Below are 25,187 nucleotides of genomic sequence, written 5' to 3'. Positions count from 1 at the left end.
AAGCTATCTCACTACCCAGTCAAACCAGGTTAGCCTGGCCAATGGCCGCGAACAGGGTTTCAGCAATGACTTTTAAGCGTTGACGCTCAAAAATTGAAAATGATTCGTCGGCAATGGCTTCATCAAAAGTCAGCTGTTTTTCCAACATATCGGCCAAATCCTGTCCTTGCAAGGACGGGTCTAATTCCGGAATACGGATGATGGCCGAGATTCTGTCACGGTGGGTTTTATAAGCTTTCAACTCTTCAAACGCTTTGCCTTGATAACTGACTTCCCCCCAAAACGGATTAAGCCAAATAACAAATTCGGCCTGTTCCGGGAATTGTTCGGCCAAGGCATCAAAACCGTTGATGGTGTGTTTTAGATTTTGGCCCCCGACGATCGAGGTATGAATAACGATACGGTGGCCGGCTTGATGCAGCATCTCGATCAATTGGTTGGCCAGAATATAAGAACAGAGCGGTACGAAACCGTTGGCGCCGACATCCAGTAACACGTCTTGTTCAGTTGCAATGACTTGTTCAAACAGTTGGTCGAATCGCCGTTTGTCGATGTCGTCCTTGCGCATGATCTCGAATTTTTCCGCCCCCAAGCATTTGAAGCCGAACAAGGTGGCGTTGATCGGGTCGGTATCGAATATGGTCAAAGGCTGTTGTTGTCTTTGGTAGTACATGGCCAACATCAGGGCGAGAAAGCTTTTCCCGACCCCGCCTTTACCTTGCAGACTGAAATGTATGGTTGCCATCAGAGTAAATCCTCTTCGTTAGGGGATGAGTTAAATACAAAAGGTTTTGATTGCTCAGCGGTCGCAATAATCGGTTGTTTACCCGGCCCGGCCGGTTTTGTCCGTTTGGCAAGCGGCAGAGAAGGTGAAGATTGCTTATTAGCTTGCGCAGAGCGGGGCATTTTGGCCGTCGCCGGGTGGTCCAAATATTCCCGGCAATATTGCAAAAATGTTCGGTAGCTGCACCGGATGATGCCGTGATCCAGTAAGACTTGCCATACAAACTGAATCGGCAACTTGGCTTCGATAACCAGTGCGGCCACATCGTCCCGGATGCTGAGGAATTTTGCCTTGTGTGCAGATTTGGAGCGTTTTGATTCCCGGCTATCCCGCTTAACAGCCTCAGCCAATACTAGGCTGACAATTTTCGATGGAGTGGAAGCCATATTGTCGGTGCTAATAAATACAAAACAAGTTAAAAACAATATCAAACAAATATCTATTAGCGGTAATTCTACATCATCTAACAATAGTTTGCACTTTTTTCCTGGCGTAAAAAAGTCGGCAAATTTAGTTTGACTAAATTTGGTTTTAAATTACTTATATTTTGTATTAGAATCGTAACTATAAATACTGGGCAAGATAGGTAATGTGACGTATCAACGTCCCATTACATCCTTATTCGCCTTGCTCAACGGGTATCTTGCTCTGCGAGGCTGGGCAACTACCGTTGCCTCATGGTTCAAACGCCAGGAAAGATGATGGGAACTAATAAGCGGAAGTATTCCAAGCGGATTCAGGTGGTCGTCAGTGACGAGGAATTTATAAAAATAGCCGAAGCGGCCGAGTCGGTAGGACTCAGCCATTCGGCTTATTTGCGTGAACTGGGTTTGGGCTATGCACCGGCACCGGTTTACGATTTGGAAGCTGTCGAACAGATGATGAAGTTGAATGCGGACCAAGGTCGCCTGGGTGGCCTCATCAAGATGTGGTTGAGTAATGATGAACGCTTGATGATGTTTGAACGTGAGTCGTTAAGCAAGGCTATTTTCGGTGTGCTGAAACAGATCGAAGAGCTTCAGGGGGAGTTATTAGAGGTGGTTAAGATGCGCCGAATTTTAGCCGCTAAAAAAAGGTTCTGAGCATGATTGCCAAAAAAATCCCGATGCGCAATGTTAGATTGAGCAGTTTTGCTGATTTGGTTACGTATCTGTCATCCAGCCAAGGCATTCATAACCGGGTCGGCAAAATCGCCCTACATAATTTCCAAGTGGAAAATGTAGATTTTGCCGTGCAGGATGTGCTGCGGGTGCAAGACTACAATAAAAGCACCAAGGCGGATAAAACCTATCACTTGCTGGTTTCGTTTGCTAATGGGGAAAACCTGTCGGACGAACAGTTGGCACAGATTGAGCAAAGTATGGTGGAGGCACTGGGTTATGGTGAGCATCAACGGATTTCGGTGGTGCACCGTGATACCGATAATCTGCATTTCCATGTGGCCATCAATAAAATCCACCCGCAGAAAAAAACTGTTCACGAGCCTTATCGGGATTTTAAGGTGTTGGGCGAGCAGTGCCGTAAGTTTGAAATTGCATTGGGTTTGCAGCGGGTAGAGCGCGGCCGCGGCAATCGTACCGGTATCGATATGGAGGAGATGTCGGGCCTGGAAAGCTTGTTGGGTTGGATCAGGCGTAATGTTGCCGATGGCTTGCGCGAGGCGCAGTCGTGGGAGCAGTTGCATCAGATGGTTTTGGAAAATGGTTTGGAGCTAAAACAACGCGGCAACGGTTTGGTTTTGGGTGCCGGCGAGGTCTGGGTTAAGGCCAGTAGTGTTAGTCGGGAATTTTCCAAAGCCAAACTGGAGCAAAAACTGGGTGCATACCGCCCGCCGCCGGTCGATCTGGCGGTGCCGCCAGTTAAGGCACAGTATGAAAAGAAACCCTATTCCCGAACCGATACCAGCCGTCTGTATGCCACCTATCAGGCCGAGCGCAACAAAACCGAACGCCGTCGTCGCGAACAGCTGGAAGATTTGCTGTATGAACGCGACCGGGACATACGGTCGATTCAGGCTAAATACGAGTTCAGAATCCGCTTGGCCAAATTGGGTGGGCGGCGTAATCGAACGGTACTCCGTATTTTATCCAGTCAACGGCGGCTGGAGTTGCAAAGCCGGCGCAGCCAGTACCGTTGGCAGTGTCGGTCGGTTTATCAGCAGCACAAACAGCAAACTTGGGCCGACTGGTTGCAACAGCAGGCGGCGGCCGGGAATGCCGAGGCTTTGCAGGCATTGCGCGACCGGGGAAAACAAGCGGTGTATCGCGGTAACCAGTTTCAAGGTCGGGAAGAGGGCAGCGGTTTGGCAGCAATGCGGGTAGATACCGTGACCAAAAAAGGCACGGTGGTTTACGAGCAAGACGGCTATACCATCAGAGATGCAGGTCAAACGCTGCATTTGGCGGATGTTCCGGCTGATCCGGCGGTAGAAAAAGCGTTGCGTTTGGCAATGGCTAAATACGGCCGTCGTCTGAAAGTAGAGGGAACGCAGGATTTTCGTCAGAAGGTTGCCCGTATTGCGGCGGCGGCCGATTTGGATGTCGAATTTACCGATCCGCTTCTCGAGCAAAGTTTCCAACAATACAAACGGAGGTATATCGATGTCAGATCAAGAACACGCAGCGGACTTGGAGCAATTGATGGCGTTGGGGGCCGAGATGGTATCGGATCAGTCGACGGCGCCGCCGGAGTCAAAGGAGATCGAATCGTCTTTGGCGAGCGCAACGATGTCCGAAGCCGAAATGGCCGAGTCGATGGAGCAGTACGCGCAGGAGCGCACACGCAGCTCGACGACCCTGGAAGGGTTGGCGTTGGAGCGGCCCCATCGTCTGCCGAAGGAGGCGACGGCTTGCGAGGAGTGTCCGAACGCCGTTTGGTTCGCGACCCAGGACGAACTCAAATGCTATTGTCGGGTCATGTATCTGGTCACTTGGAGCAATCGCGAGCCGCAGACCATCCAGCTGTGCGACGGGCAATACATCGGGCAGGAAGTCGGCTGACGGCCGCCGATGTTTTTCAGGCGGTCGTGGGTCTGGTGGCCAAGCCTGGGAGCAAACCGCCGGCGTTCCGGCGCGGTTATTTGCAGGGTTTGTCCGCCTTGCGCAGTTTATTTTCGCCCCGGCCGGCAGTAACTTTCGTTCCGGCCCAACAAGTGGCTGATCCGGTGCAACAGTACATTAATGAGCGGGAAGAAAAACGGCAAAAAGGCTTCGATATAGTGCATCATAGGCGGTATAATGCCACTGATGCCGGCCGACTGATTTTCAACGGGATACGGGAGGTTGGCGGCCATCCAGTCGGGCTATTCAAGCCGGCGCACTGCGACGAGGTGGTGGTGCTGGGCTTGAGCGATTACGCCCGGCGGCGGCTGGCCAAACTCAAGTTGGGATCCGAGGTGACCATCAGCAAATCGGGTCAGGTGCGGATTAGCAAAGGTAGAAATAGGTAATATGGGTATTTTCAGCAAGCAACAACGAAACAATGCAGTCGGTCATCGGGAAGAGCCGACTTCCAAAAACAAAGAACGCTGGATGGCAGCGGGTCTGCTGCTGGGCAGCGTATTACTTGGCCTGTCGGCAGCAACACAGTATTTTGCTGCCGCTGCCGGGTATGATCCTGCTTTGGGTTTCCATATCGGCAAGTTTTACATGCCGTGGAGTATTTTGATTTGGTACGGTAAGTGGCGGTCGGTGTATCCCAGGCCGTTAATGACGGCATTCAGCATCATGTTGGTGCTGGTCACTTTGGGCATGATGGGCATATTGATATGGCGCATTGTCAGAGCAAACACCAATAAAGCACATGAATCCTTGCATGGTTCGGCTCGATGGGCTGACCGTAAGGACATTGAGACCGCTGGTTTGCTACCGAAAAAAGGACAGGATAACGACGGTGTGTACGTTGGTGGCTGGCTCGACAAACAGGGTAAATTGCATTATTTGCGCCATTCCGGTCCGGAGCATGTGCTGACTTATGCACCGACCCGTTCCGGTAAAGGTGTAGGTTTGGTTGTTCCGACCCTGTTGTCGTGGCCGCACAGTACGGTCATTACCGATTTGAAAGGCGAATTGTGGGCGTTGACCGCCGGTTGGCGCCGCCAATACGCCTATAACAAGGTTATCCGTTTCGAGCCGGCCACTGCCACCGGTAGCGCTGCCTGGAATCCGTTGGAGGAGATCCGTATCGGTACCGAGTATGAAATCGGCGACGTACAGAATTTGGCTACCATGATTGTGGATCCTGACGGGAAAGGGCTGAACAGCCATTGGGAAAAAACCGCGTTTGCCCTGCTGACGGGCGTTATTTTGTTTGCCTTGTACAAGGAGCGGAAAAACGGGCGGGTGGCCACTTTGCCGGGGATTGACCGGATGCTATCTAATCCGGAGCAGCCGGTGCAGGATTTATGGGTCGAAATGGCCACCCATTCCCAGGACTATACCGATGATGGCCGTGAGTTGTTGGTGGTGTCCTCCGCCGGACAGGATATGTTGGACAGGCCGGACGAAGAGGCCGGTTCCGTCCTTTCTACGGCCAAATCCTATTTGGCTCTGTATCGCGATACAGTGGTGGCCGCCAATGTCAGCCGTTCGGATTTTCGGATCAAAGACCTGATGAATGACGAAAGCCCGGTCAGCCTGTACATCATTACCCAGCCGAACGATAAATTGCGGTTGCGCCCGTTGGTGCGTATTTTGGTGAATATGATTTTCCGGTTGTTGGCGGACAAGATGGAATTTGAGAACGGGCGGCCGAAGGCCAATTACAAGCATCGTCTGTTGTTTATGGCGGATGAATTTCCCAGTTTGGGTAAGTTGGATATTCTGCAAGAGTCGCTGGCGTTTGTTGCCGGTTACGGAATCAAGTGCTACCTGATTACTCAGGACTTGAATCAGTTGAAGAGTCGGGAAACCGGCTATGGTCCGGATGAAACCATTACCTCAAACTGCCATGTCCAAAACGCTTATCCGCCCAACCGGATTGAAACGGCCGAACATCTGTCCAAGCTGACCGGTGTGACAACGGTGGTCAAAGAGCAAATCACCACCAGCGGTAAACGTGCCAGCGCCATGTTGAGTCAGGTGTCGCGTACGACGCAAGAAGTACAGCGCCCCTTGCTGACAGCTGACGAGTGCATGCGCATGAAGGGGCCGGTTAAAGATGCCAACGGCATGATTACCGAAGGTGGTGATATGGTGATTTATGTGGCGGGTTATCCGGCGATTTACGGCCGCCAAATCTTGTATTTTATGGATCCGGCTTTTTCGGCTCGTGCCAAGGTACCGGCTCCGCGTCATACTGACCGTACCCGTACCTGTATTCGTATTGCCGATGCGCCCAGCGCATTCGATTTGATGACATGATGGCGCGGCGTATCTGGCCGCTGCTTGTTGCGGCTGCCAAGTGGGCGGCCGTTGCTTTAACGGTCATCTTTGTCCTGTTGGCGACAGCGTATCTGTTGGGCATTCGTTTCAATACTTCCCGCAGCGTCCCCCACGGTTTTTACCGCATAGTGGACAAACCGATTGCCCGGCAGGCTTATGTGCGCTTTTGTCCGCCGGATACCGTACCGTTCAGGTTGGCCCGGACACGCGGCTACATTGAAGCCGGTTCCTGCCCCAGTGGTGCCCGTGGACTGATTAAAACGGTGGTGGGGATGCCGGGCGATCATTACCGGTTCAGTGATGCCGGTTTGATATTGAACGGTCATTTGCAGACCAATACCCGTCCGTTGCTTGAGGATGGTGCCGGTCGGTCTTTGCCGGTGAATCGCAGTAGCGGCATGTTGCAGGCAGGGCAATATATCCTGATGGGGAACAACGTACCCAACTCCTACGATGCCCGTTATTACGGCATCATCAACGAGCAGGATGTGACCGCGGTTTTGGAACCGGTATGGTTGCTGGACTAATTGATAAGGTTAAATCATGAGCAGACTGTATATTGCCGAGAAACCAGACGTGGCGCGTGCTTTGCGCGAGGCATTGGAACTGCCGGCCGAACGGCTGGACGGCTATTTCAAGTGCAGTAACGGCGACATGATTACTTGGTGCTACGGTCATATGCTGCAACTGATGGATCCGGAAGATTACGATCCAAAGTATCAGCAATGGTCATTTGAGCACTTGCCGATTGTCCATATCCCTTGGCGTAAAAAACCGTTACCCGACAGTGCCGCCCAGTTGCAGTTAATCGGCAAGCTGTTGCAACAGGCAACGGAAGTTGTGCATGCCGGCGACCCGGACGACGAAGGGCAGTTATTGGTGGACGAGGTGCTGGAATATTTTTCTTGCCGCTTGCCGGTCAAACGGGTGCTGATTAATGACAATAATGCCAGCGTGGTGCGCAAAGCCTTGGCGCGGATGCGTGACAATACCGAGTACCGCGGTTTGTCCCAGTCGGCGGAAGCCCGTTCGGTCAGTGATCAGTTGTACGGCTACAACCTGACCCGGGCCTACACCTTAAAAGCGCGTGAGCAGGGATTTAACGGCGTGTTGTCGGTAGGACGGGTGCAAACGCCGATGCTGGGTTTGGTGGTGCGGCGTGACCGGGAAAATCAAAACCATGTCAAACAGTATTACTACCAGGTACAGGGAAATTTTGAGGTATCCGGCCAAGTCTTTTCCGCCCGCTATCAACCGCAACCGGATACGGATGCGTTAGATGACAAAGGCCGTTTGGCGCGGCAGGACGAGGCAGAAGCCATTGCCCGGGAATGCAGCGGGCAGTCGGCAAAAATTTTAGCCGCTAAAATTTCCCACAAAACCCAGGCACCGCCGCTGCCATACAATCTGCTGAAGCTGCAAGCTGATTGCGCCCGTAAGTTCGGCCTAAAGCCGGACCAAGTCAAAGACATTACCCAAGCGTTACGTGAAAAATACAAACTGATTACCTATAACCGCAGTGATTGCCAATATCTGAATGATGAGCATCATGCGGAGGCGCCGGTGATTTTGGCGGCCATCGGGCAGAATGCGCCGCTGTTTGCCCGGGTTTTGGCGAAAGCCGACCCGGCCATCAAAAGCCGGGCATTCAATAATGAAAAGGTTTCTGCCCACCATGGCATTATCCCGACCCGGGCAACGGCCGATTTCAGCCGTCTGACCGAAGACGAGCAGCGGATTTATCTGCTGATTGCCCGTTCTTATATCGCCCAGTTTTACCCGGTGCATGAGTTCGACCAAACCGACTTAACCATCCAAGTCGGCCGGCGGCAGTTCGGTTGCCGCAGCCATAGCACCACGGCTGCCGGTTGGCAGGTTCTGTACAAGAACGACCAAGGCAATACAGAAACCCAGCAGGTAGAGGAGGGGGCGGAAGCCATATCGGAAATCGATTTGCGCAACCTCCATCAAGGCGATACCGGCTGTTGCCGGACTGCCGAAGCCGTGGGGCTGGAGACCAAGCCCAAACCGCTGTATACGGTCGATACCTTGTTAAACGACCTGACCCGGGTGGCTAAGTACATCCAGAACGACCAACTCCGGAAAATTTTGATTGAAAAAGATAAGGAAAAAGAAGGCGAACATGGCGGCATCGGTACACCGGCGACCCGGGACGAGATTTTACGCAACTTGTTCGACCGTGGTTATTTGGTCGAAAAAGGGAAACATATTGTCAGCAGTGAGATCGGTCGTCAGCTATACGATGCCTTGCCGGATCAGGCCAAATATCCGGATATGACCGCGTTGTGGCACCAACAACAGCAGTACATCGTTAAAGGAGAATTGGATGCCGAACGTTTTGTCCGCAACTTAATGGAATACATAGGTGGCGAAGTGGCTCGAGTGCAGCAGGACGGCATTCAGCTTGAAATCAAAAAATACCCCTGTCCCAATTGCGGCAAACCGCTGCGTCGGATGAAAGGCGGCAAAGGCTTCTTTTGGGGGTGTACCGGTTACAAAGACGGGTGTAAGACTTCTTTTTCCGACAAGGCGGGGCGGCCGGTTCTGGTGCCGAAAAAGCCGGAACCCAGCAGCAAATATGAATGCACGGCCTGTGGCAGCAAATTGATCAGGCGGGCCGGTAAACGTAAAGGAACGCATTTTTGGGGGTGCAGCAGTTATCCCGACTGCAAACAATATTACCCCGATCTCAATGGGAAACCGGACTACTCACAGACGAAAGGATGAGCAATGGATACAACAAACGATGTAATTGCCCAGAAAGTATTGGATTTGGACGTGCCGGGCGTGGAAGTGGCATTCGATCCCGAAGAGGCCGAGGCATTGGGTGCGTTTGTGGAAACGGCATTGGAAGAAGCCGATGCGCGCGCCTCCGTCATCGATTTGGCCGAAATATCGGCTGAGGAGGTATAACATGACGGCCAAAAAACCGTTCTACCAACAAGTAGCCGATAAACTGATCGAACAGTTGCAACAAGGAACTGCTCCCTGGCAAAAGCCGTGGGACGGTGAAGGTATGCCAGACCACATGCCCCACAATACGATTACCGGTCGCCGTTATCGCGGCATCAATAATCTGTGGTTGCTGGCACAACAACGGCAAGATCCACGTTGGATGACATACAAACAGGCTGCCGCAATCGGTGCCCAGGTGCGTAAAGGCGAAAAGGGCACGGTCATTGAGTATTGGAAGTTTACTGAAGAAATCAACAAGACCGATGAGCAAGGCCGCGAAATCATTGGTGCAGACGGTAAGCCGGAAAAAGAAACGGTGCAACTGGAGCGGCCCAAAGTATTTCATGCCGTGGTGTTCAATGCCGAGCAAATCGACAATTTGCCGCCGTTGGAAATACCACCGCTGGCTTGGGATCCGGCCGAACAGGCAGAAACCATCCTGCGCAATTCCGGCGCTTTGATCCAGCATCGTGCCGGTGACCGAGCATTTTATTCGCTCAGAACCGACAGCATCACCCTGCCCCTGCGTGAGCAATTCGCTGATGCAGGGCATTACTATGCCGTTGCCCTGCATGAATTAGGCCATTGGACCGGACATGAGACCCGGCTAAATCGTGATATGGCCCATCCGTTCGGCAGCGAAGGGTATGCCCGGGAAGAATTGCGGGCAGAAATCGCATCGTTGATGCTGAGCCAGGACTTGGGCGTTTCATTCCATCCGGAACAACATGCCAGTTATGTAGAGAGTTGGATTAAGGCATTGCAAGATGACCCGATGGAAATCATGCGGGCCGCAGCCGATGCGGAAAAAATACATGCTTATGTTATGGAACTGGCCCAGATGCAGACAGTTGAACAGCAGCAGGAGGAGAGTATGGGGCAAACCCAGCAGAACATAGATGAAGCCAGCCTGGATGCGGAACGGCAGGCTCTCCAAGCCGTTCAAGATGAATCCATCGCTGAATTGGTCGGCTCATTGGTCAAAGAGCATCGCGTATCAGATCTCAAACAATTAGACGCCATCGTGGCCATGATAGAAGAGGGTGGTCGGCAAGGTGCTTTTTGGCAGCGGCATCAGCCGCCGGCAGACGAAGCAGCTTTTTTGGTTAAGTTGGTTGAAGCCAGAACGGTCTTGGATGATGCTGCGCACCAGATGGCAGCCGAGGTCGAGTCGGTGGCCGAACAGCTGCAACCGTTCTTGCCGCCGCAATCAGATGACGAGGCAGTCAAAATCGTATCTGATGAAAAACGCTATGTACAAATCCCGTATGCCGACAAAAATGAAGCCAAAGCCCTGGGTGCCCGTTGGGATAAGGAGAAGAAATCCTGGTACATCCCCCCTGGCGTTAATCAGGCACCATTTGAAAAGTGGTTGAATAGTCCGGTCAATCAGGCACAAGCGGTTAATACCACAGAGCCGGCCGCTGACAAAATTCTGATTGATGTCCCATACGGTGAGAAAAATGATGCCCGCGCCCTGGGTGCCCGTTGGGATAAGGAGCAAAAATCCTGGTACATTCCGGCCGGCACTAATGCCGCCTTGTTTGCCCGTTGGATGCAAGCGAAACCGGAGGTTGTTGCAGAAGAAGCGGCTCCCGATTCGATGCCGCAAGATGCGGCGGTCGAGCAGCAAGCAGCTGCGGTGCAGCAAGAACGGCAGGCAATCCGACAGCAACAGGGTGACCAAACGCTTGAACGGGTGTATTTGGCGGTGCCATATGCCGAACGCGGTGCAGCCAAGGAACAAGGTGCCCGCTGGGACAAGGCCAACAAGTCTTGGTATATCGCTAGCGACCATCCCAATTTATCGGCCGTTGCCAAATGGCTGCCGGAAAACCAAGCGCTTCAGAGCGAACCGGCGATGTCGCCGCAAGAAGAGTTTGCCGATAAGTTGCGTGAATTGGGCTGCGTGGTGGAGAAGGGGCATCCGTTCATGGACGGGCAAAAGCACCGCATTACCACGGTTGGCGATAAAGCCGGGGAGAAGTCCGGCTTCTATATCGCTTATCTGGATGGGCATCCGGCCGGTTATGTGAAGAATAACCGGACCGGTCAAGAAGAGCGTTGGAAAGCCAAAGGCCACAGTTTATCGCCGGCAGAAAAGGCCAAACTGGCTGCCGAAAGTGCCAGCAAACTTCAACAGCGCGAAGAACAAAAGCGGCAGGCGCAAGAGGCGGCGGTTGGGCGCATCAAACACTATATGCGCGGTTATCAACCAGTGTCGGAGCCAACCCCTTATTTACAGGCGAAAGGCATCCAACCGCAACCGGGTATCTTTACCGACCGTACCGGCCAGAAAACCTATATCCCGGTTTATAACATCGAGGGCGAATTGCGTTCGATGCAGTATATCCAACCGGACGGCACCAAACGCTTTGCCAAGGATAGCCAGCAGGAGGGCTGTTTGCACGTCGTGGGCGGCCGCGACCTACAAACCGCCAGTACCATTGTGTTGGCCGAGGGCTACGCCACCGCCGCCACTATTAATGAAGCCACGGATGAGACCGTGGCCTGTGTTGCCGCGTTTAATTCCGGCAACCTGCCATTGGTGGCCGCCGAATTAAACCGCCGCTATCCGGAAAAACAATTTTTGGTTGCCGGGGATGATGATTTGGCGGTGCAGGCCAAACAAGGGCGCAACCCCGGACGGGAAAAAGCCATGGAAGCAGCGGCCGTGTTGAACTGCCCGGCGGTGTTGCCGGTTTTCGCCCCCGGCGAACAATCGGCTGATCAAAAAGCGTTCACCGATTTCAACGATTTGGCACAGAAATCGGCGTTTGGCCGTGAAGGCGTGGCCAAACAAATCGGTGAAAAAATCCGTGCTCAGGCTGTTACCCAAACGGCTCGGCAGGACCGGAAGCCGCCTCAGCCAGAGCGGGAACAAGCCGTAGCGGTTAAAAAACGCAGTGGTCCGCGTCGTTAGGAGAATAGCTTGGATCGTAGGAAATTTTTACAGGGTGCGGTGGGTACGCTGGGTGCCGGTATGCTTGGTTTGCCGACCATTGCCCTGGCTGACGACAATCGTTTTTGGCTGCGTGACCGCAAATTATCGATATATCGGCCGGCTTCAGGCGAAAGGCAAAATGTTACATTTTTTAAGGACGGCCGCTATTCACAAGATGGTTATCGGCGGTTGTGCTGGCTGTTTCGTGACGTAGTGGATGGCAATGCCGTCATTGCTATGAATATCAGCCTGTTTAACCTGCTGTTCGCCCAGCAGCAGTATCTGCGTGATATTGGCCGCAGCAATCCGCTGTTGGTCTTGCACAGCGGCTATCGTACCCGCCGGCACAACAATACTTTGGAAGGGGCAGCAAAAAATTCACGCCACTTGGTCGGGGATGCGGCCGATTTCCATTTCCGACAGGCGACGTTGGAGGAAGTGCTGGCTCTGGCCAGGCGTTTTCGGGTCGGCGGTATCGGGACATACAGCACTTTCGTACACAACGACATTGGCCGCTACCGCGAGTGGCGCGGTTGATAAACAGGCTACCTGAAAATCTTCAGGTAGCCTGTTATGTAAAGAAGTCACTTTTGCCACAAAATTGAGCTATAATGAACGTACTGCAAGAGCTTTTTTAAGACACATTAACCAGCGAACGGGTGTCTTAATGTGGGCAGTCTGGCTGTCGCTAGCCAGTTCAGTAGCTCAATCGCAAGATTGGTATCCGACCCCATGAGAGCTAAGGAGAGGCTGCGGCTACTACTTCAAGCACCTAGACATTAGGTGCTTTTGTTTTGCCTGGGCATCGTGCCTATTTTTGTGCCGCGAGCCATTGTTCCACCGAAAGCGGTTACGACGGAATAGATAGTCAGACCGTCTCTTTCCTGCCGTTCCAAAACAACCGTGCCTAATTTAGAGCGTACAACCATAGGCCGGTGAAAACCGCGCGTATTGCTAAATTCGCAATAAATCCCTGCGCTAAATTGCAAAATCATTTCTACATATTGGATGACACCTTGTTCATCGCAAGATAGGTTGTGCTTTTTTAAGTCAGCTTTATGTTCGGCCAAGATGTGTTCTGCTCCAAAGCCCTTGTTCGCTCCTGTGTGTTTTCCGTGTCTCAATACAATTATGCCAGGAGGAAACGTCTGTTTATGGGGTCCATTCAGTAACGGGAACTGCCCAATTTCTTTGATTATTCGATTTCTCATCTCGTTAATCCTTTGTTTCTCAATATCGTATGAAAAAGCCGAGTGAATTTCAAGCTTGTAGATATATTTATTTATATGAGCTTGAAATTCAGTGTACGGCTTGATTTTTATTGGCATTGTAAATTGGTGGTCAATTTACCTATCAATTATTGACCTGGTTAATTTACCTATGTACAATACAAATTGTTGACCAAACGGAAGGGATGGCCAACAACCTATACTTAATTTAGCTAAGGTGGTTTTATGAAGGTAAACTATAGAAATGATGAAAATTGTAAAGAATCAATGGAAGGGTTGTTAAATGGTTGTTGACCTTAATAAGGTGCTTACAGAGATGAATCCGCCGCCGATGTTTGTAGATATAAGAAAGCTACTCCGGTTGCAGTATAACCGCTCGATAGACAGTGAAGTATTGAAAATATACTCAGGTAAGGTTGATGCTGATATGCAGGATTGGTTAGCGAGGAAGGCGGCATACTGCTTACTAAAAGGAGATGGAGATAATGTATACGCTTGGATAGAATTTATTTCGGCATTGGATATAGATAATACAAAAATTATTGTGGATTACATTAACGGTAATCAGGATTTATCATAGACTGGAGGTATCATGGAAGAAAAAGAAAATCTGAAGGAATTATTATCTAAAGCCTATGAAATGAAGGAAGATTTGCAGAAAGATTGTAGACTTGTATTAATAATGGAGATTATATCGATAATATCACTTATTATAGGAATCATTAAGTTGGATAATAATATATGGATCTGGCCACTTATTTTAGTGCTTTTTGGATGCAGTCTAACTTTTGGATATATGCTTGTAAGTGGTTTAAGGTTATTAAAAAGAACAATGGCTGTTATCATTGCATTAGAATATAAGATTGATCAGAAGAAAAATACTGATGATAATTAGATATAAATTGTTGCTCGTTATATTTTGTTTGTTCTGTACTGCCTGTTCTCCATATAGTTATGATTCTTCCAAGTCGAAAGTCTATCAGGAGAGGATGACGGTTTTGGAGCAGGCAAAGAATTCCTCTGATCCAGCTGTTTTGAAGCAAGCAGAATTAGTTAGAATGGATATCGAGCAAGAGTATCGCGAGAAAAAGCAAGATGAATGGATTAGGCGTAATGCGATCTATTTATTGGTAGCAGGGCTTTTAGTATTGATAGGCTGTGGTGAGGCTTTGGAATATCTAAGAAAAAACAGTAAGGCGTCATGAGTGTTCTAGTTATACCTTTTGTGATTCCTCATCCCTGTTTAGCAATCCATCCTCAGATATTTTGTAGAAATAATGAACAAGCAAACTAAAATTGCCCGTATTTATTGCCGGGTTTCGACGGTACAACAAGACCTGACCAGACAGATGGCATTGCGCGAGTGGGCAGAGCAACGTGGCTATTATGTGGCTAAGGTGTATGCAGAAAAAGCCAGCGGCCGCACGGCCGAGCGGGCGAAGCTAACCGAGATGATAGAAGATTTGCAGGAGGGCGAGGTGGTGGTGATTGAAAATATCGACCGCTTAACCCGCCTACCCGTGAAAGAGGCAGAAAAGCTAGTCGGCCGCATCAAAGCCAAAGGCGCAAGGTTGGCGATGCCAGGTGTAGTGGATCTGGATGAGCTGTATCCGGCCGACAGTATGGCCGGTATTGTGATGGAAGCGGTGCAAAATTTGTTGCTGAAGATCGCCATGAAATCGGCCAGCGATGATTACGAACTGCGCCGCGAGCGGCAGGCTGCCGGATTCGCCCGAGCCCGGGCAGAGGGGCGCAGCGTGGGTGGGCGCAGAATAGACCAGAAGCGTATCGATGCCGTAGCCTTTTGGCGTCAAAAAGGTTTGTCAATCGCGGAAACCGCCAAAGCATTGAGTTGTTCGCCAGGCACAGTTAAGCGAATCTGGCGGAAAATACAGGCTGGTGAATACAGGGTTTCCGGCAATAAGCTGCCCGAAAAATAGGCAGAGCCGGTGCGCTAGCATAAATTCAAGTATTTATGCCGGGCTGGCAGCCGTTGTTCATGGGGTTATGAACAGGTTTTGTGGAAAACTTGCCGGAGCAGTCTTTAACGAAGAAAGGAAATATCATGGGACATACTGAAAAAAGAAGTGTTGCCGAGTTTTATCGTGATTATGAAACCACGATAGAGAACCACATCGGTAATCCGGATAGTGAAATTTTCGATGGGGTACGGGCGATTTTGATTGGGAATAAAATCAAACTTGGCCAGGCAGTAACGGAGCAAGAAAGATTGTATTGGGAGCAGGGTATGAGCAACAGATAGTCGGTGGCATGCGATGAAGTGGTAAAAGGTCGTTTCATCTTTAACAACAAAAAGAGATAACTAACTTATTAGGAACTGACTATGAATACAATTAAACCTACTGGTCGTGATGATACCATTAAGATGATAAAAGAAGCTTGTAAGAAAAACCGCCGGATGATGGAAGACAAGGAGTACTGCAAGAAAATAGAGGCTGAGTTGCATTACACTGTGGATTCTCCAGCAGTACAAAAGTTGCGTGAAGAGTTAAAAGCATTGAAGCAGACGCAAGGTCGTCGGCTTCGATAAGCAGGGCGGAATACAATAAAACAGCATAAAGATGAAAGGAAGGGTGATGGCTGAATTAACTCACGAACAGAAACAGAAATTGTTGGCCGAATTTGAACGGCCCAAGGTGGTGAAATACAGCCCGGAAGAGATCCGGTCTGGGAAAGAAATCTATATTCAGGTGGTGGCCAGCTGTGCATTGGAGGGGCATGCCCCGGATGATTTTGGCAAGGTGGTCACAATGGAGGAGATCCGTGGGGAATTAACGAAGGAGCAAGCAAGGGCAATTATTTTGGAGCAAATACCGGAAGAGACCAAACGGATTCAGCGGAAGGTTGCCCGTTTACATGAGCTTGGTCTGTCATGGCAAGACCTATAGAGGTTGATGATGGGATTAACAGTACAGGAACAAGCTATATTCGACCGTGCCATGTCTACAAATTTATTGCATGGCCGCGAGGAGTTGAGACAGAGTCAAGATTTTTCCTTTGATGGCTTGAAAAGGTTGCACGATACGACTTTTTATCCTGCTCCGGATTTACCGGAAAGAATTCGGGCAGAAATGAATAATTTTTATCAGATGCGGCCGGCAAGAGATGATTGGGGCGGAAAGTTGCGCTTTAATATCACTCCGTATCCGTATGAGACGTATTATTCGCCGTTGGAACAAGCCGATTATCAACAGGTGGAACGGGTCATTGGGCTGGCCAAATATGCCAGTACCAAAGATTTACCATTTGAGGAGAAGGTGCAACGGTTGGCTCAAGTTTATGCCGAGGTCGACTATCTGCATGCTTTTTGGGATGGTAACAGCAGGGTGAATCGAGCCTTTGTCCAAGAGTTGGCGGCCAGTTCCGGAGTGGAACTGGATTTCAGTAAAGTCAGTGAGAAGGAGATGTATATCGCCCGGGATAAATCCCTGGCCGAACTGAATTTGAGCCGGCGTCCCGAGCAGTTGAAAAACTTGACTCATATGAATCCTAACCCGTACGTTAGCTTGCAGGGCTCCTTGGAAGAGTTGAATCAGTATTACCCCAAGATAGATTTGCCTTCGGTTTTTCGGCAGATTGCGGTGGAGCGGGCAATTCGCCAAGAGCTCGATTACAGCCAGGTACGGGCGGTGGTCAATTCATCCGGTGTTGTGCTGCAACGGAAAAGCGGCGATGCCTGGCAGGATGTCGAGCGGATGCCGGCAGAGGGGATGAAGGCCGGTATTTATCCTTTGGGCACGGCCAAACCGGCCGCGGCCGACCAATCTTATGAAGGCGAAGTTATCTATAAGGATAATGCGTCGATTTTCCAAAAAACCAAACAAGGGTTGATTCGACATCAGAATACCGAGCAGTTGGCCGGTCAGGTAAGGGTAGGGCAGCGCTATAGCATCGGTAAGGGGCAAGCCAAGGCAGCCAGCCTGACGGCCAGCCGGTCGATGAAGCAGACGCATAGTCGGCGGCTTCGATAATAGATGTAGGATTGATTGCAAATGCAAAACTTTTGTTTTACAATTGCAGCCAATTTAAGAGGATATTTGTAATGCGTAGTGTAAATTTTAACATCCGTATGGATGAAAGCCTCAAGGAGCAGTCATTTCCGATTATTGAAAGTTATGGTCTGACTCCTGCTCAAGCAGTCAAGCTGTTTTTGCGGCAAATTGCTGATACCAAAGTTATTCCGCTCTCTTTTCAATATAAAGCGGAACATCTTCCAAATCATTTGACACAACAGGCGATTGGGGAAGTACGCTCTGGTTCAACAATAGTTCAACAGTATAATACGGTTGCTGAGGCTCTTGGTGCAATACGAAGCATTGCGGAGAATAGCTTATAGAATAGATATCGGTAAGCTGATTTTCTTATAATGGTTGTATTGCTTTTTTGTTTTTTCCTGAAAGGAAAATATGAATGGTACATTAAGAAAAATCAGTATGTCTAAGCAGTTTAAGCGTGATATAAAGAAGTATCACTTAGAGTTGGTTTCAGAGGAGTGGGTAGAAGTATTTAGAAATTTAATTAAGGGTCTATCTCTCCCAGTAAAGTACAGAAACCATAAATTAAAAAACGACTGGCAAGATTGTTATGAGTGCCATATAAAACCAGATATACTATTAATATATAGTATTACAGAAGAGAATATACTACAGCTTATCCGTTTAGGCAGCCATTCTGATTTGTTTTAAATGGCAACTTAAAATAGAACTCTTATAAAATGAACCTAATATAGATAATAGGTTCATAATATGGCAAAAGCCCGGTACATTAACATTAGTGCCGGGCTTTTGCTACTTTACTGCTCTATGGCCGGATTATTCGCCCGCCAAACCACCGAACTGGTGGTTCTCGGGTCTGTATAACGGGCAGTGGCAGTTCGCTCCCTGACTACTGCTGCCGGTTGTTGGCTCGGCCGTCTTTCCTGGCGTCTAACCGGCTCACGCCGAATCGGCCGGTTACGTTCGGCTGCAACCGCTTGGGTTGGAACGGTTGAATTGGGTAAGTTGGCCGTTCGGATGCCGTGCGCTTGAAACCAATTGCGCCACATCTCCGCATGCCGGATCAGTTTTTGCCGGTATCGGCTGTTGAATCGCGGGGTGTAGGAATGGTAGTTGGCGACCCGGGTCCATAAATCCCCCCGGTCGCGCACGATGTGCCGCTTGATGCGCCAAGCGGCCAAGAAGTAGGAATAGCAGCCCGGCCGAGCCGCATCTTGCGGCGTGACTCCGTATTTGGCCAGTGTGGCCAAATACGCGGTATTCAACTGCATGGCACCGACATCATGGGTGCCGTTTTTATTTCGTATCCACTGGCCGGGCCGGCCGTTTTCATTGCTTGCTACGGCCAACAGAATTAACGGATCCAGCTGGTACTGGGCGGCGGCTTGCATCGAACAGACCACCCGTTCCTGCTGTACGGCCGGCGGCAGATCTATGGCCATTAGCGATCAACCCAACGGCCGCCGTTGCGTTCGTCGCCGACATAGTGCACCCGTTCGCCGCTCGTCGTCCATTGATGCTGATGGTAGGCTTGGCAATAGCTGGGTTTGGCATTGCGGATATAAGGTACTTTGACTTCTTGCCAGCCACCGTCTCGTTGTGTGCCGACCCAAACGCGTTTGGTATAGGTGGCACGGTTGATCCGGTTCAGGGCAGCCGCATTGCAACGGCCGGCACCGTTGGCAATGGCGTCAATCAGCTCAGGCATATTGTCTTCGTTACTGGAGGGACACAAGCGCAGAAAATCTTTCCTGGCGTTCAAGGTTTGATGTAGCTTGCGGTGCTGGATAGAAAAATAGCGGTTCAGCGACGGGGTGCATTCCGTCGGCCGCTTGCCGGAAGACAGGCACAGGATCGCTTCGCAAGCCAGTTTGGGGTCGCCGGTCAGTACGCTTTCGGCGGACGGCCGGTTGTTTTGCCGGCCGTTACGGTTACCGCCGGTTTGCCCGGTGTTGGCCGGTGCTGCCGTGTTGTTTTGCTGGTTGCCGTTGTTACGGTTATAACTGCGGCCGTCGGTGGCGGTACGACCGCTGGAAGCCGAGTTCAGGGCATCGTTCAGGTTCTGGCCGAAACTGAGGCCGGTGCAGGCCAAGGCGGCCAGCATGATCGCAAGTTGGCGTGTTTTCATAAATCCTCCCTAAAATTATTGCTGCTGTTGTTGCTGCGCCCGGTTGCGGGCGTTAACTTCTTTGAGCGCTTGGCGTACTAAACCGACTCCGCCCAGCAGCATCAGTGCGGCATTGAGCATGGAACCCACCACGCTTTTTGCCGAAAACCCGATGCCTTCGTTACCGCTGCCGCCGGCCAGGCTGCCCACCATTGGCGGCACCTTGGTGCATAAAATCGCCAGCGTCAGGCCGACCAGCAACAATACCGTATAGTGGAATAGCATGAAGCCTTCCGTTTGACTCACCATGTCGGTAATAATGTTTTTCCCAATTGCCATCATCAGCATCATGGTCATCAGTTGCAACCCGATATTCAGCAGCTGTCGATAATAAGAGATAGCCATATCGGAGGTCCAACGCCCGCCGCCGAAGCCCAGTACGAATAGTCCGGCAGTCATGTATATCCAGGCAGCGATATACAAAAGGGCATAGTTGATTGCAATGAGTACCAAAGCAAAGAAAGTAACCACCATCATCAGGATGGCGACAAACAATTCCGGATTGAGCCAAGAGGCTGCATTAGTAATATCTATTAGGTCGGGTATTTTGACTGCCCGGATCGAGTTGGCGGCAGCAGCACGGTTCCACATATCAAATAATGATTGTACGAAGCCGGCCGTTTTTTGTGTTTCGCCGCCGGTACCAGCTTCAACCCCCAGTTGGCTGAATGAATTGATGATGGATTCACTGATGGCAAAACCGTTTTGCAGCAGCCACCAGAAAAAGCCGATGAACAAAATCAGTCGGATGGTTTCGGCGAAGAAGGCGGCGATATCGTCTTTACGGAAGACCAGATCAATGCCGGTATAAACTACGCTGATGGCGGCCAGTGACCAAAACAACCAGCTGGCGGCAGTGGTCAGGGCGGTGACCCATTTGCCGGTGCCATCGCGGAAAGTTTCCATTATCCGATCCAAGACGCTGGCATCTGCCGGATTGTTGCCGGGGTCAAGTTTTTCCGCATCCGAGGCGCTTTCCGGATCTCCGTCTTCGATTGGTTGGATAGGGGTGCCACGTCCCTTGGCCATTTTGTCGGCCATATCGCAGATCGAAGTTTTATTGATGTCGCGGAAACCGCCGCAACGGCCGGAATTCAGCATTTTTTGACAGTTGCCGACCCCCAGTTGCACACAGGCTAAAACCAGCTCTCCTGTCACGGGCCGGCCGTCAAAGGTTTTCATTTGTATCAGTCGTCGCACCACGGGATTGCGCAACCCGTCCGTAGTCAATTTTGACCAGGCATTAAGCTGGGTTTGCAGACTGGCGAGTTTGTATTGCTCCGGCGACATACCGGCATAAGCGCGGATATTGCCGCGGTTCAGTTGCAAGACACCGAAGCAGCAGGAGCCGTTATAGAGGTGTAGATAACCGCCACTTTCTACATTGATGGCTAGATTAGCCACGGCGTCGGCATTCTGTTTTAACCAAGGGCTGGCATAGGGTGAATTGCGAACAGCATCAACAATTTGTTGATGTGTGGCACGTTGCTGGGAAAAGTAGGTTACTTTCCCCGTCGCTGTTGTCGTCGATAACAGAAACAACAGGCACAAACCGATCAGTCGACACCAGATTGCCGTTAGCCGTTGCATGATGGGCTTACCTTAGCTGAATAGAGCGATCGCATGTGCGTTCGTGCCGACCGTACATGATGGTGCGGAAACGGATGATTTTGTTGGCGGCATCATAAGCATATTCGGTATGGTGCCGGGCCAGATTACCCGGTTCGTCATCCAGATTCAGGTAGCAGTAATTGGGCAGGTCGCGCACTGTGGTGCGGCCGCTGGCTTTATGGCGTTGCACCACCCGCATTGGGCAGGTGAAGTAGGTTGGTTGTGCCCTTGTCGAGCCGTCGCCGTTGGGAGGAGCCAGGCAGTTATTGTTCGGGTTGTCACTATTGTTCAGCATCGAGAAAATATAGTGGTTCTCGGCGGTATCGGCTTCGGCCAGCAGCGCGAACGCCACATCCCGTGGCCGCAGGCGGTTGCCCCACACTTCGCGCACGGTTTGCGCCTGCTGCGGGGTGCCGGTCTTGCTGTAGAAATTAAAGGTGATTTCCGGCATCTGTTTCCAAGCAGTCCGTCCCGGCGCATTTTGTGCCGCTGCCGGCAGGGTGCAGACAACCAATCCGGCTGTCAGTAGTAAGGCAAAAGATTTCATCAGCTACTCCTTATCAGGGTTGGGATAGCCAAGGGGCCAGGCGGTTCCCACCCGTATTCTCCTTGGCGTCAAATCTATGCTTCCGGATCGTGATCCGGATTCCGTTCACGTTGTTGGCGGCGCTCCCGCTCTTCACGGATTTGGTTGGCCAGCTTTCCGCCGCGGGTTTGATTCATCAGGATCCGGCCGGCAGCGGTACTGATGGCTTGAATGGTGCTCATGGCAATGGTTTTGCTGGCCCCTTCCGCCGCTGCCGCATCGTTTTGCCCGGAAGCGGCCCGGCCGCCGGCATCGCCGCCCTTTTGCCCGCCACTGTCGGCTTTGCCGCCGGAGGCTTCCGGCGAACTGATACTGTTGCCGCCACTGGCAACGTTGGTGGCTTGGGCGGTCGCTGCGGCGTTGCGGTTGCCTTCGGCGATCAGCGGCTGACCGTCCTGGCTGGCGCTGTTGTCGGCCGAACCGGAATCACTCAGGGCTTCCGTCGCACTGCTCTTGCGGTGGCTGTCGCCGGTTTCGCTTTGCGTACCGCCGCCTTGGTTTTTACCGCCTTGGCTGGCACTGTCTTTTTTCAGTTCGCGTACGGCCTTGGCAAAACCGGCGAGTTCCAAGGCCGCGCCCGTCATAGCCGCCGTGGCCGCCATCACCGCTCCGCCACCGAAGGCGCCGACCCCGTTGCTGCCGCCGCCGCCGGCAATCGAGCCGACCATTTGCGGGACTTTGTTGGACAAGATGAATAGGGTGATGGCCACCAGCAGCAGCACCACGAATTTGAAGAGCGCCATGGATGCCACTGCGGCAGTGGCTTCTCCCATTACGTTTTTGGCAATACCAATCATCAGGATCATGGTCATCAGTTGCAACCCGATATTCAGCAGCTGTTTGAAATAGGCCACCGCCATATCCGAAGTCCAGCGCGAGCCGCCGAAGCCCAATACGAATATGCCGGCGTACAAATACAGCCAGACCGAGATTTTGAGTAACAGGAAATTAATCGCGATCAGTGCGATAAACACCGTGGTCAAGACCAGCATAAGGATGCCGGCCAGCAGCTGAGCGCCGCTTAATTGACTAGTACTTTTGACAGTATCTGCCCACAGTTGAAAGGCCAATAACATCACGTCCGAAGGGGTGATGGGGCCGGTTTGCCCGGCGGATTCACCCAATTGCACAAAAGAGTCGATGATGGCGGTACCGATGTCGATACCGTTTTGCAGCAGCCACAGAAAAAAACCGAAAAATAGGATAAAGCGTACCGTTTCGGCAAAGAAATCGGCAATATCCCCCTTGCGGAACACCATCTGGATTCCGGTCCAAGTTAGGCTGATGGCGCCCAAGGCGAAAAACAGCCAAGTGGCGCGTTGTACCAAGACGTCGCTCCATTTTTGTGCCTTATCCTTGAATTCCCTTTCAATCATGGAGAATTTTTGGGCATCGCTCTCTACCGGCATTGATTCTTCGGTAGCCGCGTCATTTTTGGGCGGGTTAATTAGCACCGCTTCCCCGCCGGCTGACACGATTCTGGGCTCGGAAGCAGCCGTGGGCTGTTCGACGGTTTGCTGTTTGGGCTCGGATGCCCCCGCCGGTTGGGGGTTGGCCCCCCAAGCTCCGGCGGCAAACAGCAGCAGTCCCAACAATAGCAGGCAAAATGGCAGCCAACGTTGTACTCGTTGTTTCCGGGTTAGCGCTGTCGTGTCAGATAGCGTGGTCATCACGAGCTCCTTAATTTATGCAACATATTGAGGACTAGTGGCTCCAAAACTGTTTGGAAGCGGCTGCTTCCCGCGCCTGTTGGTCGATGCGTGCCTGTCGTTCTACGGCTTCCGCTTGCATATGCATCAACGTCACTTGGCGCATTTGCATGGATTGATGTAGTTGGGCACTGCGGAGTTGGTTGCCATACTGGATCGCTTCCATCTGGCCTTTGGCCGATTGCGAAGCGCGTTGCAGCCGCTCCAAGGTGACCAAGTCCTGTTTGATGGATTCCAATTGCTGGTCGATGCCCATCAACACGCTGTCGTTGGTCAGTTTTTGCAGGTTGGAGATCTGGTCACGATTACGTTCCAACCGTGCCCGTTCCGCTGCCGTGCAGCCGCGCAGGCGATAACAAGGCGAACCTTTGTAATATTCGGAAGACTGGTAACGGTCCAATAATTCGCGGATATTGCCCAATTGTTGCCGTTTGGCCCGTAATTCCGCCATCGCTTGATTCAACCCGTCGATGGTTTGGCGCGTGCGGTCCCAAATATAGGCTGCCGGTGCCGCCGTATTGCGCAATTGGTTTTCGTACTGTTTCAATTGCAGCCGGTATTGCTCGATCTGTTTTAACACGGACTGTACGTCTTGCAGGGCGGAAATGGTGCTCTGGGTCACGTTGGCCCCGTCAAAGGTCGGGATGCCGCCGGCTTGGGCGGGCAGGGCGGATAAGCCAAGAGTGGCGATTATGATGGCTACCGCAGATAATTTGGAAAGTTTCATGGGTTCAACTCCGTTCTAAAGTTTCTATTTGTAAAAACAATAAATTATATTCAGATTATTCTGCTTTTTTATATCTTTCACCAATATCATGATCAATCATTTCTCCGGTATTGGGATCGATGGTAAATTGGAAGGTTCCACTGATTATTAGCGTGTCATCCAATAATTTGCCTGCTACTGTTGCTGTGTGTGAAGCAGTATGTGAAGGATTAGTCTCCGTAATTTTAACAACAAAGGCGTCTTGGGAATTTCCGTCCCGTTTGATTTCGTATTGAAAGCGGTTGTCTGAACTTTGCCATGTCCCTACAAATTGCTCCCCCGGTTTGTCGCCGCAGGCGCTCAGCAGCAGAGTCAGACCCAACAGCAGGACGGATAACAATTTTTTCATCATAAGCTCCTTTTTGCTTGGTTAGAACAGGATGTCTTTGGTTACCACGACGTTGAAGCGGTAACCGGGACGGATTTCCAGTGTCGGTGACAGGTTCAGGTTTTTTTGCAGCGTTTGGGTAACGGCCTGGCCGAAGGTAGACCCCAAGTTGGTAGACAATTCGCTGTTGAAGGTGGTGTTGTTATTGTTGTTGCCGTTACCGCGGTCGCGGTCGGTACCGTAAGATATGCCGGCGCTAATCACCGACAGCAGCAGGGCATTGCCCCAAATCCGCATGTAGTGGTTATTGACCTTGTCGCGGAAACCGGGATAGCCGGCGCCGTTGGAGCCGGGCATGGAGCCGATGTCTAAGGAGCGGCCGTCTGGGAAAATCAGCCGGTTCCAGGCGATAAACAGGCGTTTCTGGCCGAATGACACATTGTTGTCATATGAGCCGATCAGCTTGGTACCCTGCGGGATCAGCAGGCGGCGGCCGGTGCGGCTGTCATATACGTTTTGCGATACCTGCGCCATGACCTGGCCGGGCAGGTCGGAGTTGATGCCGCTGATGGCGATGGCCGGAATGACCGATCCGGCCATCAAGGCGTTGGCATAAGCCCGTTCCGGTCGGTTGGCCAGCTGCCAACGGTTATCACTGCCGGCAGTATTGTTGTTGGCCACGGCCGGTTG

Annotated in this window: 29 protein-coding genes; 18 read left to right on the top strand and 11 right to left on the bottom strand. The window is 51.4% G+C overall.

From position 1 onward, the window contains the following. Window positions 1–19: 19 nt before the first annotated feature. Entirely contained in the window at window positions 20–745 is a 726-nt protein-coding gene (locus A7Q00_RS05145) for a nucleotide-binding protein (RefSeq protein WP_064089547.1), read from the bottom strand. Then, window positions 745–1,254, bottom strand: coding sequence for a TraK family protein (locus A7Q00_RS05140; RefSeq protein ID WP_064089546.1), 510 nt, complete (start codon window positions 1,252–1,254; stop codon window positions 745–747). Before A7Q00_RS05140 ends, A7Q00_RS05145 begins: the two co-directional genes overlap by 1 nt. A 228-nt stretch (window positions 1,255–1,482) precedes the next feature. Between A7Q00_RS05140 and A7Q00_RS05135 the strand changes: the two genes are divergently transcribed. From A7Q00_RS05135 to A7Q00_RS05100, 8 genes are read left to right on the top strand one after another with little or no spacing between them, the layout of a single operon-like run. Then, window positions 1,483–1,866, top strand: a complete 384-nt coding sequence (locus A7Q00_RS05135) for a plasmid mobilization protein (protein WP_064089545.1) — start codon at window positions 1,483–1,485, stop codon at window positions 1,864–1,866. 2 nt (window positions 1,867–1,868) lie between these two features. Further along, the gene (traI, locus tag A7Q00_RS05130) at window positions 1,869–4,232 is read left to right on the top strand and encodes a TraI/MobA(P) family conjugative relaxase (RefSeq protein WP_064089544.1); all 2,364 of its coding nucleotides are present in this window, start codon (window positions 1,869–1,871) and stop codon (window positions 4,230–4,232) included. 1 nt (window position 4,233) lies between these two features. After that, window positions 4,234–6,144 (top strand): type IV secretory system conjugative DNA transfer family protein, encoded by a 1,911-nt coding sequence (locus A7Q00_RS05125; RefSeq protein WP_064089543.1) that lies wholly within the window; start codon window positions 4,234–4,236, stop codon window positions 6,142–6,144. Further along, complete coding sequence (traF, locus tag A7Q00_RS05120) at window positions 6,141–6,692, top strand: conjugative transfer signal peptidase TraF (RefSeq protein ID WP_082887753.1); 552 nt, start codon at window positions 6,141–6,143, stop codon at window positions 6,690–6,692. The genes A7Q00_RS05125 and traF overlap by 4 nt, the downstream gene beginning before the upstream one ends. Before the next feature lie 16 nt (window positions 6,693–6,708). Then, the gene (locus tag A7Q00_RS05115) at window positions 6,709–8,913 is read left to right on the top strand and encodes a DNA topoisomerase 3 (protein WP_064089541.1); all 2,205 of its coding nucleotides are present in this window, start codon (window positions 6,709–6,711) and stop codon (window positions 8,911–8,913) included. Between the two features lie 3 nt (window positions 8,914–8,916). Beyond that, window positions 8,917–9,099 carry a hypothetical protein gene (locus A7Q00_RS05110; protein WP_064089540.1) on the top strand — a complete coding sequence of 61 codons (183 nt, stop codon included), beginning with the start codon at window positions 8,917–8,919 and terminating at the stop codon, window positions 9,097–9,099. 1 nt (window position 9,100) lies between these two features. Further along, complete coding sequence (locus A7Q00_RS05105; RefSeq protein WP_064089539.1) at window positions 9,101–12,064, top strand: DUF5710 domain-containing protein; 2,964 nt, start codon at window positions 9,101–9,103, stop codon at window positions 12,062–12,064. A gap of 9 nt (window positions 12,065–12,073) precedes the next feature. After that, complete coding sequence (locus tag A7Q00_RS05100; RefSeq protein WP_064089538.1) at window positions 12,074–12,622, top strand: YcbK family protein; 549 nt, start codon at window positions 12,074–12,076, stop codon at window positions 12,620–12,622. 242 nt (window positions 12,623–12,864) lie between these two features. Here the strand turns inward: A7Q00_RS05100 and A7Q00_RS14035 are convergent, their stop codons facing one another. After that, entirely contained in the window at window positions 12,865–13,413 is a 549-nt protein-coding gene (locus tag A7Q00_RS14035; protein WP_082887752.1) for a hypothetical protein, read from the bottom strand. 184 nt (window positions 13,414–13,597) lie between these two features. Between A7Q00_RS14035 and A7Q00_RS05090 the strand changes: the two genes are divergently transcribed. From A7Q00_RS05090 to A7Q00_RS05045, 10 genes are all read left to right on the top strand, one after another. After that, window positions 13,598–13,894, top strand: a complete 297-nt coding sequence (locus tag A7Q00_RS05090; RefSeq protein ID WP_064089537.1) for a hypothetical protein — start codon at window positions 13,598–13,600, stop codon at window positions 13,892–13,894. A 12-nt stretch (window positions 13,895–13,906) separates the two neighbouring features. Next, window positions 13,907–14,209, top strand: coding sequence for a hypothetical protein (locus A7Q00_RS05085; protein WP_064089536.1), 303 nt, complete (start codon window positions 13,907–13,909; stop codon window positions 14,207–14,209). 163 nt (window positions 14,210–14,372) lie between these two features. Next, window positions 14,373–14,519 carry a hypothetical protein gene (locus tag A7Q00_RS13415; RefSeq protein WP_156503743.1) on the top strand — a complete coding sequence of 49 codons (147 nt, stop codon included), beginning with the start codon at window positions 14,373–14,375 and terminating at the stop codon, window positions 14,517–14,519. Between the two features lie 72 nt (window positions 14,520–14,591). Next, the gene (locus A7Q00_RS05075) at window positions 14,592–15,254 is read left to right on the top strand and encodes a recombinase family protein (protein ID WP_064089534.1); all 663 of its coding nucleotides are present in this window, start codon (window positions 14,592–14,594) and stop codon (window positions 15,252–15,254) included. Window positions 15,255–15,379: 125 nt separating this feature from the next. Further along, on the top strand, window positions 15,380–15,577 hold the full coding sequence (locus A7Q00_RS05070; protein WP_064089533.1) for a hypothetical protein: 198 nt from the start codon (window positions 15,380–15,382) through the stop codon (window positions 15,575–15,577). A gap of 81 nt (window positions 15,578–15,658) precedes the next feature. Next, a complete protein-coding gene (locus A7Q00_RS05065) occupies window positions 15,659–15,865 on the top strand; it encodes a hypothetical protein (protein WP_064089532.1) in 207 nt (68 codons plus the stop codon). Window positions 15,866–15,911: 46 nt separating this feature from the next. After that, a complete protein-coding gene (locus tag A7Q00_RS05060) occupies window positions 15,912–16,223 on the top strand; it encodes an antitoxin VbhA family protein (RefSeq protein WP_064089531.1) in 312 nt (103 codons plus the stop codon). Window positions 16,224–16,229: 6 nt separating this feature from the next. Next, window positions 16,230–17,306 carry a Fic family protein gene (locus tag A7Q00_RS05055; protein WP_082887751.1) on the top strand — a complete coding sequence of 359 codons (1,077 nt, stop codon included), beginning with the start codon at window positions 16,230–16,232 and terminating at the stop codon, window positions 17,304–17,306. A gap of 71 nt (window positions 17,307–17,377) precedes the next feature. After that, window positions 17,378–17,671 (top strand): type II toxin-antitoxin system RelB/DinJ family antitoxin, encoded by a 294-nt coding sequence (locus A7Q00_RS05050; protein ID WP_064089529.1) that lies wholly within the window; start codon window positions 17,378–17,380, stop codon window positions 17,669–17,671. 97 nt (window positions 17,672–17,768) lie between these two features. Further along, a complete protein-coding gene (locus A7Q00_RS05045; RefSeq protein WP_245637532.1) occupies window positions 17,769–18,020 on the top strand; it encodes a type II toxin-antitoxin system YafQ family toxin in 252 nt (83 codons plus the stop codon). A 107-nt stretch (window positions 18,021–18,127) separates the two neighbouring features. Here the strand turns inward: A7Q00_RS05045 and A7Q00_RS13410 are convergent, their stop codons facing one another. The 8 genes from A7Q00_RS13410 to A7Q00_RS05005 all read right to left on the bottom strand — a co-directional run. Further along, window positions 18,128–18,772: a lysozyme family protein gene (locus tag A7Q00_RS13410; RefSeq protein WP_064089527.1), complete on the bottom strand. Its 645-nt coding sequence runs from the start codon at window positions 18,770–18,772 to the stop codon at window positions 18,128–18,130. Next, window positions 18,772–19,458: a TrbM/KikA/MpfK family conjugal transfer protein gene (locus tag A7Q00_RS05035; protein WP_342668415.1), complete on the bottom strand. Its 687-nt coding sequence runs from the start codon at window positions 19,456–19,458 to the stop codon at window positions 18,772–18,774. Before A7Q00_RS05035 ends, A7Q00_RS13410 begins: the two co-directional genes overlap by 1 nt. Window positions 19,459–19,473: 15 nt before the next feature. After that, entirely contained in the window at window positions 19,474–21,087 is a 1,614-nt protein-coding gene (trbL, locus tag A7Q00_RS05030; protein ID WP_082887750.1) for a P-type conjugative transfer protein TrbL, read from the bottom strand. Window positions 21,088–21,094: 7 nt separating this feature from the next. Then, window positions 21,095–21,655, bottom strand: coding sequence for a hypothetical protein (locus A7Q00_RS05025; RefSeq protein WP_156503742.1), 561 nt, complete (start codon window positions 21,653–21,655; stop codon window positions 21,095–21,097). Between the two features lie 74 nt (window positions 21,656–21,729). Continuing rightward, on the bottom strand, window positions 21,730–23,364 hold the full coding sequence (trbL, locus tag A7Q00_RS05020) for a P-type conjugative transfer protein TrbL (protein WP_064089524.1): 1,635 nt from the start codon (window positions 23,362–23,364) through the stop codon (window positions 21,730–21,732). A gap of 34 nt (window positions 23,365–23,398) precedes the next feature. Then, window positions 23,399–24,130 (bottom strand): P-type conjugative transfer protein TrbJ, encoded by a 732-nt coding sequence (gene trbJ / locus A7Q00_RS05015; RefSeq protein ID WP_064089523.1) that lies wholly within the window; start codon window positions 24,128–24,130, stop codon window positions 23,399–23,401. Window positions 24,131–24,185: 55 nt separating this feature from the next. Then, on the bottom strand, window positions 24,186–24,521 hold the full coding sequence (locus A7Q00_RS05010) for a hypothetical protein (protein WP_064089522.1): 336 nt from the start codon (window positions 24,519–24,521) through the stop codon (window positions 24,186–24,188). 18 nt (window positions 24,522–24,539) lie between these two features. Beyond that, window positions 24,540–25,187 (bottom strand): TrbI/VirB10 family protein (locus A7Q00_RS05005; RefSeq protein ID WP_281179001.1); only part of this gene is annotated, 648 nt, incomplete at its 5' end.

The organism is Eikenella halliae (assembly GCF_001648475.1).
Taxonomy (GTDB): domain Bacteria; phylum Pseudomonadota; class Gammaproteobacteria; order Burkholderiales; family Neisseriaceae; genus Eikenella; species Eikenella halliae.
Note: the sequence above shows the minus strand (reverse complement) of the source record. Positions and strands in the feature narration are given on the sequence as shown.

Coding starts and splice junctions, on each gene's coding strand:
- A7Q00_RS05145 (WP_064089547.1), bottom strand. CDS start 745: ATGGCAACCATACATTTCAGTCTGCAAGGTAAAGGCGGGGTCGGGAAA.
- A7Q00_RS05135 (WP_064089545.1), top strand. CDS start 1,483: ATGATGGGAACTAATAAGCGGAAGTATTCCAAGCGGATTCAGGTGGTC.
- traI (WP_064089544.1), top strand. CDS start 1,869: ATGATTGCCAAAAAAATCCCGATGCGCAATGTTAGATTGAGCAGTTTT.
- A7Q00_RS05125 (WP_064089543.1), top strand. CDS start 4,234: ATGGGTATTTTCAGCAAGCAACAACGAAACAATGCAGTCGGTCATCGG.
- traF (WP_082887753.1), top strand. CDS start 6,141: ATGATGGCGCGGCGTATCTGGCCGCTGCTTGTTGCGGCTGCCAAGTGG.
- A7Q00_RS05115 (WP_064089541.1), top strand. CDS start 6,709: ATGAGCAGACTGTATATTGCCGAGAAACCAGACGTGGCGCGTGCTTTG.
- A7Q00_RS05110 (WP_064089540.1), top strand. CDS start 8,917: ATGGATACAACAAACGATGTAATTGCCCAGAAAGTATTGGATTTGGAC.
- A7Q00_RS05105 (WP_064089539.1), top strand. CDS start 9,101: ATGACGGCCAAAAAACCGTTCTACCAACAAGTAGCCGATAAACTGATC.
- A7Q00_RS14035 (WP_082887752.1), bottom strand. CDS start 13,413: ATGCCAATAAAAATCAAGCCGTACACTGAATTTCAAGCTCATATAAAT.
- A7Q00_RS05090 (WP_064089537.1), top strand. CDS start 13,598: ATGGTTGTTGACCTTAATAAGGTGCTTACAGAGATGAATCCGCCGCCG.
- A7Q00_RS05085 (WP_064089536.1), top strand. CDS start 13,907: ATGGAAGAAAAAGAAAATCTGAAGGAATTATTATCTAAAGCCTATGAA.
- A7Q00_RS13415 (WP_156503743.1), top strand. CDS start 14,373: ATGGATATCGAGCAAGAGTATCGCGAGAAAAAGCAAGATGAATGGATT.
- A7Q00_RS05075 (WP_064089534.1), top strand. CDS start 14,592: ATGAACAAGCAAACTAAAATTGCCCGTATTTATTGCCGGGTTTCGACG.
- A7Q00_RS05070 (WP_064089533.1), top strand. CDS start 15,380: ATGGGACATACTGAAAAAAGAAGTGTTGCCGAGTTTTATCGTGATTAT.
- A7Q00_RS05065 (WP_064089532.1), top strand. CDS start 15,659: ATGAATACAATTAAACCTACTGGTCGTGATGATACCATTAAGATGATA.
- A7Q00_RS05060 (WP_064089531.1), top strand. CDS start 15,912: ATGGCTGAATTAACTCACGAACAGAAACAGAAATTGTTGGCCGAATTT.
- A7Q00_RS05055 (WP_082887751.1), top strand. CDS start 16,230: ATGATGGGATTAACAGTACAGGAACAAGCTATATTCGACCGTGCCATG.
- A7Q00_RS05050 (WP_064089529.1), top strand. CDS start 17,378: ATGCGTAGTGTAAATTTTAACATCCGTATGGATGAAAGCCTCAAGGAG.
- A7Q00_RS05045 (WP_245637532.1), top strand. CDS start 17,769: ATGTCTAAGCAGTTTAAGCGTGATATAAAGAAGTATCACTTAGAGTTG.
- A7Q00_RS13410 (WP_064089527.1), bottom strand. CDS start 18,772: ATGGCCATAGATCTGCCGCCGGCCGTACAGCAGGAACGGGTGGTCTGT.
- A7Q00_RS05035 (WP_342668415.1), bottom strand. CDS start 19,458: ATGAAAACACGCCAACTTGCGATCATGCTGGCCGCCTTGGCCTGCACC.
- trbL (WP_082887750.1), bottom strand. CDS start 21,087: ATGCAACGGCTAACGGCAATCTGGTGTCGACTGATCGGTTTGTGCCTG.
- A7Q00_RS05025 (WP_156503742.1), bottom strand. CDS start 21,655: ATGAAATCTTTTGCCTTACTACTGACAGCCGGATTGGTTGTCTGCACC.
- trbL (WP_064089524.1), bottom strand. CDS start 23,364: ATGACCACGCTATCTGACACGACAGCGCTAACCCGGAAACAACGAGTA.
- trbJ (WP_064089523.1), bottom strand. CDS start 24,130: ATGAAACTTTCCAAATTATCTGCGGTAGCCATCATAATCGCCACTCTT.
- A7Q00_RS05010 (WP_064089522.1), bottom strand. CDS start 24,521: ATGATGAAAAAATTGTTATCCGTCCTGCTGTTGGGTCTGACTCTGCTG.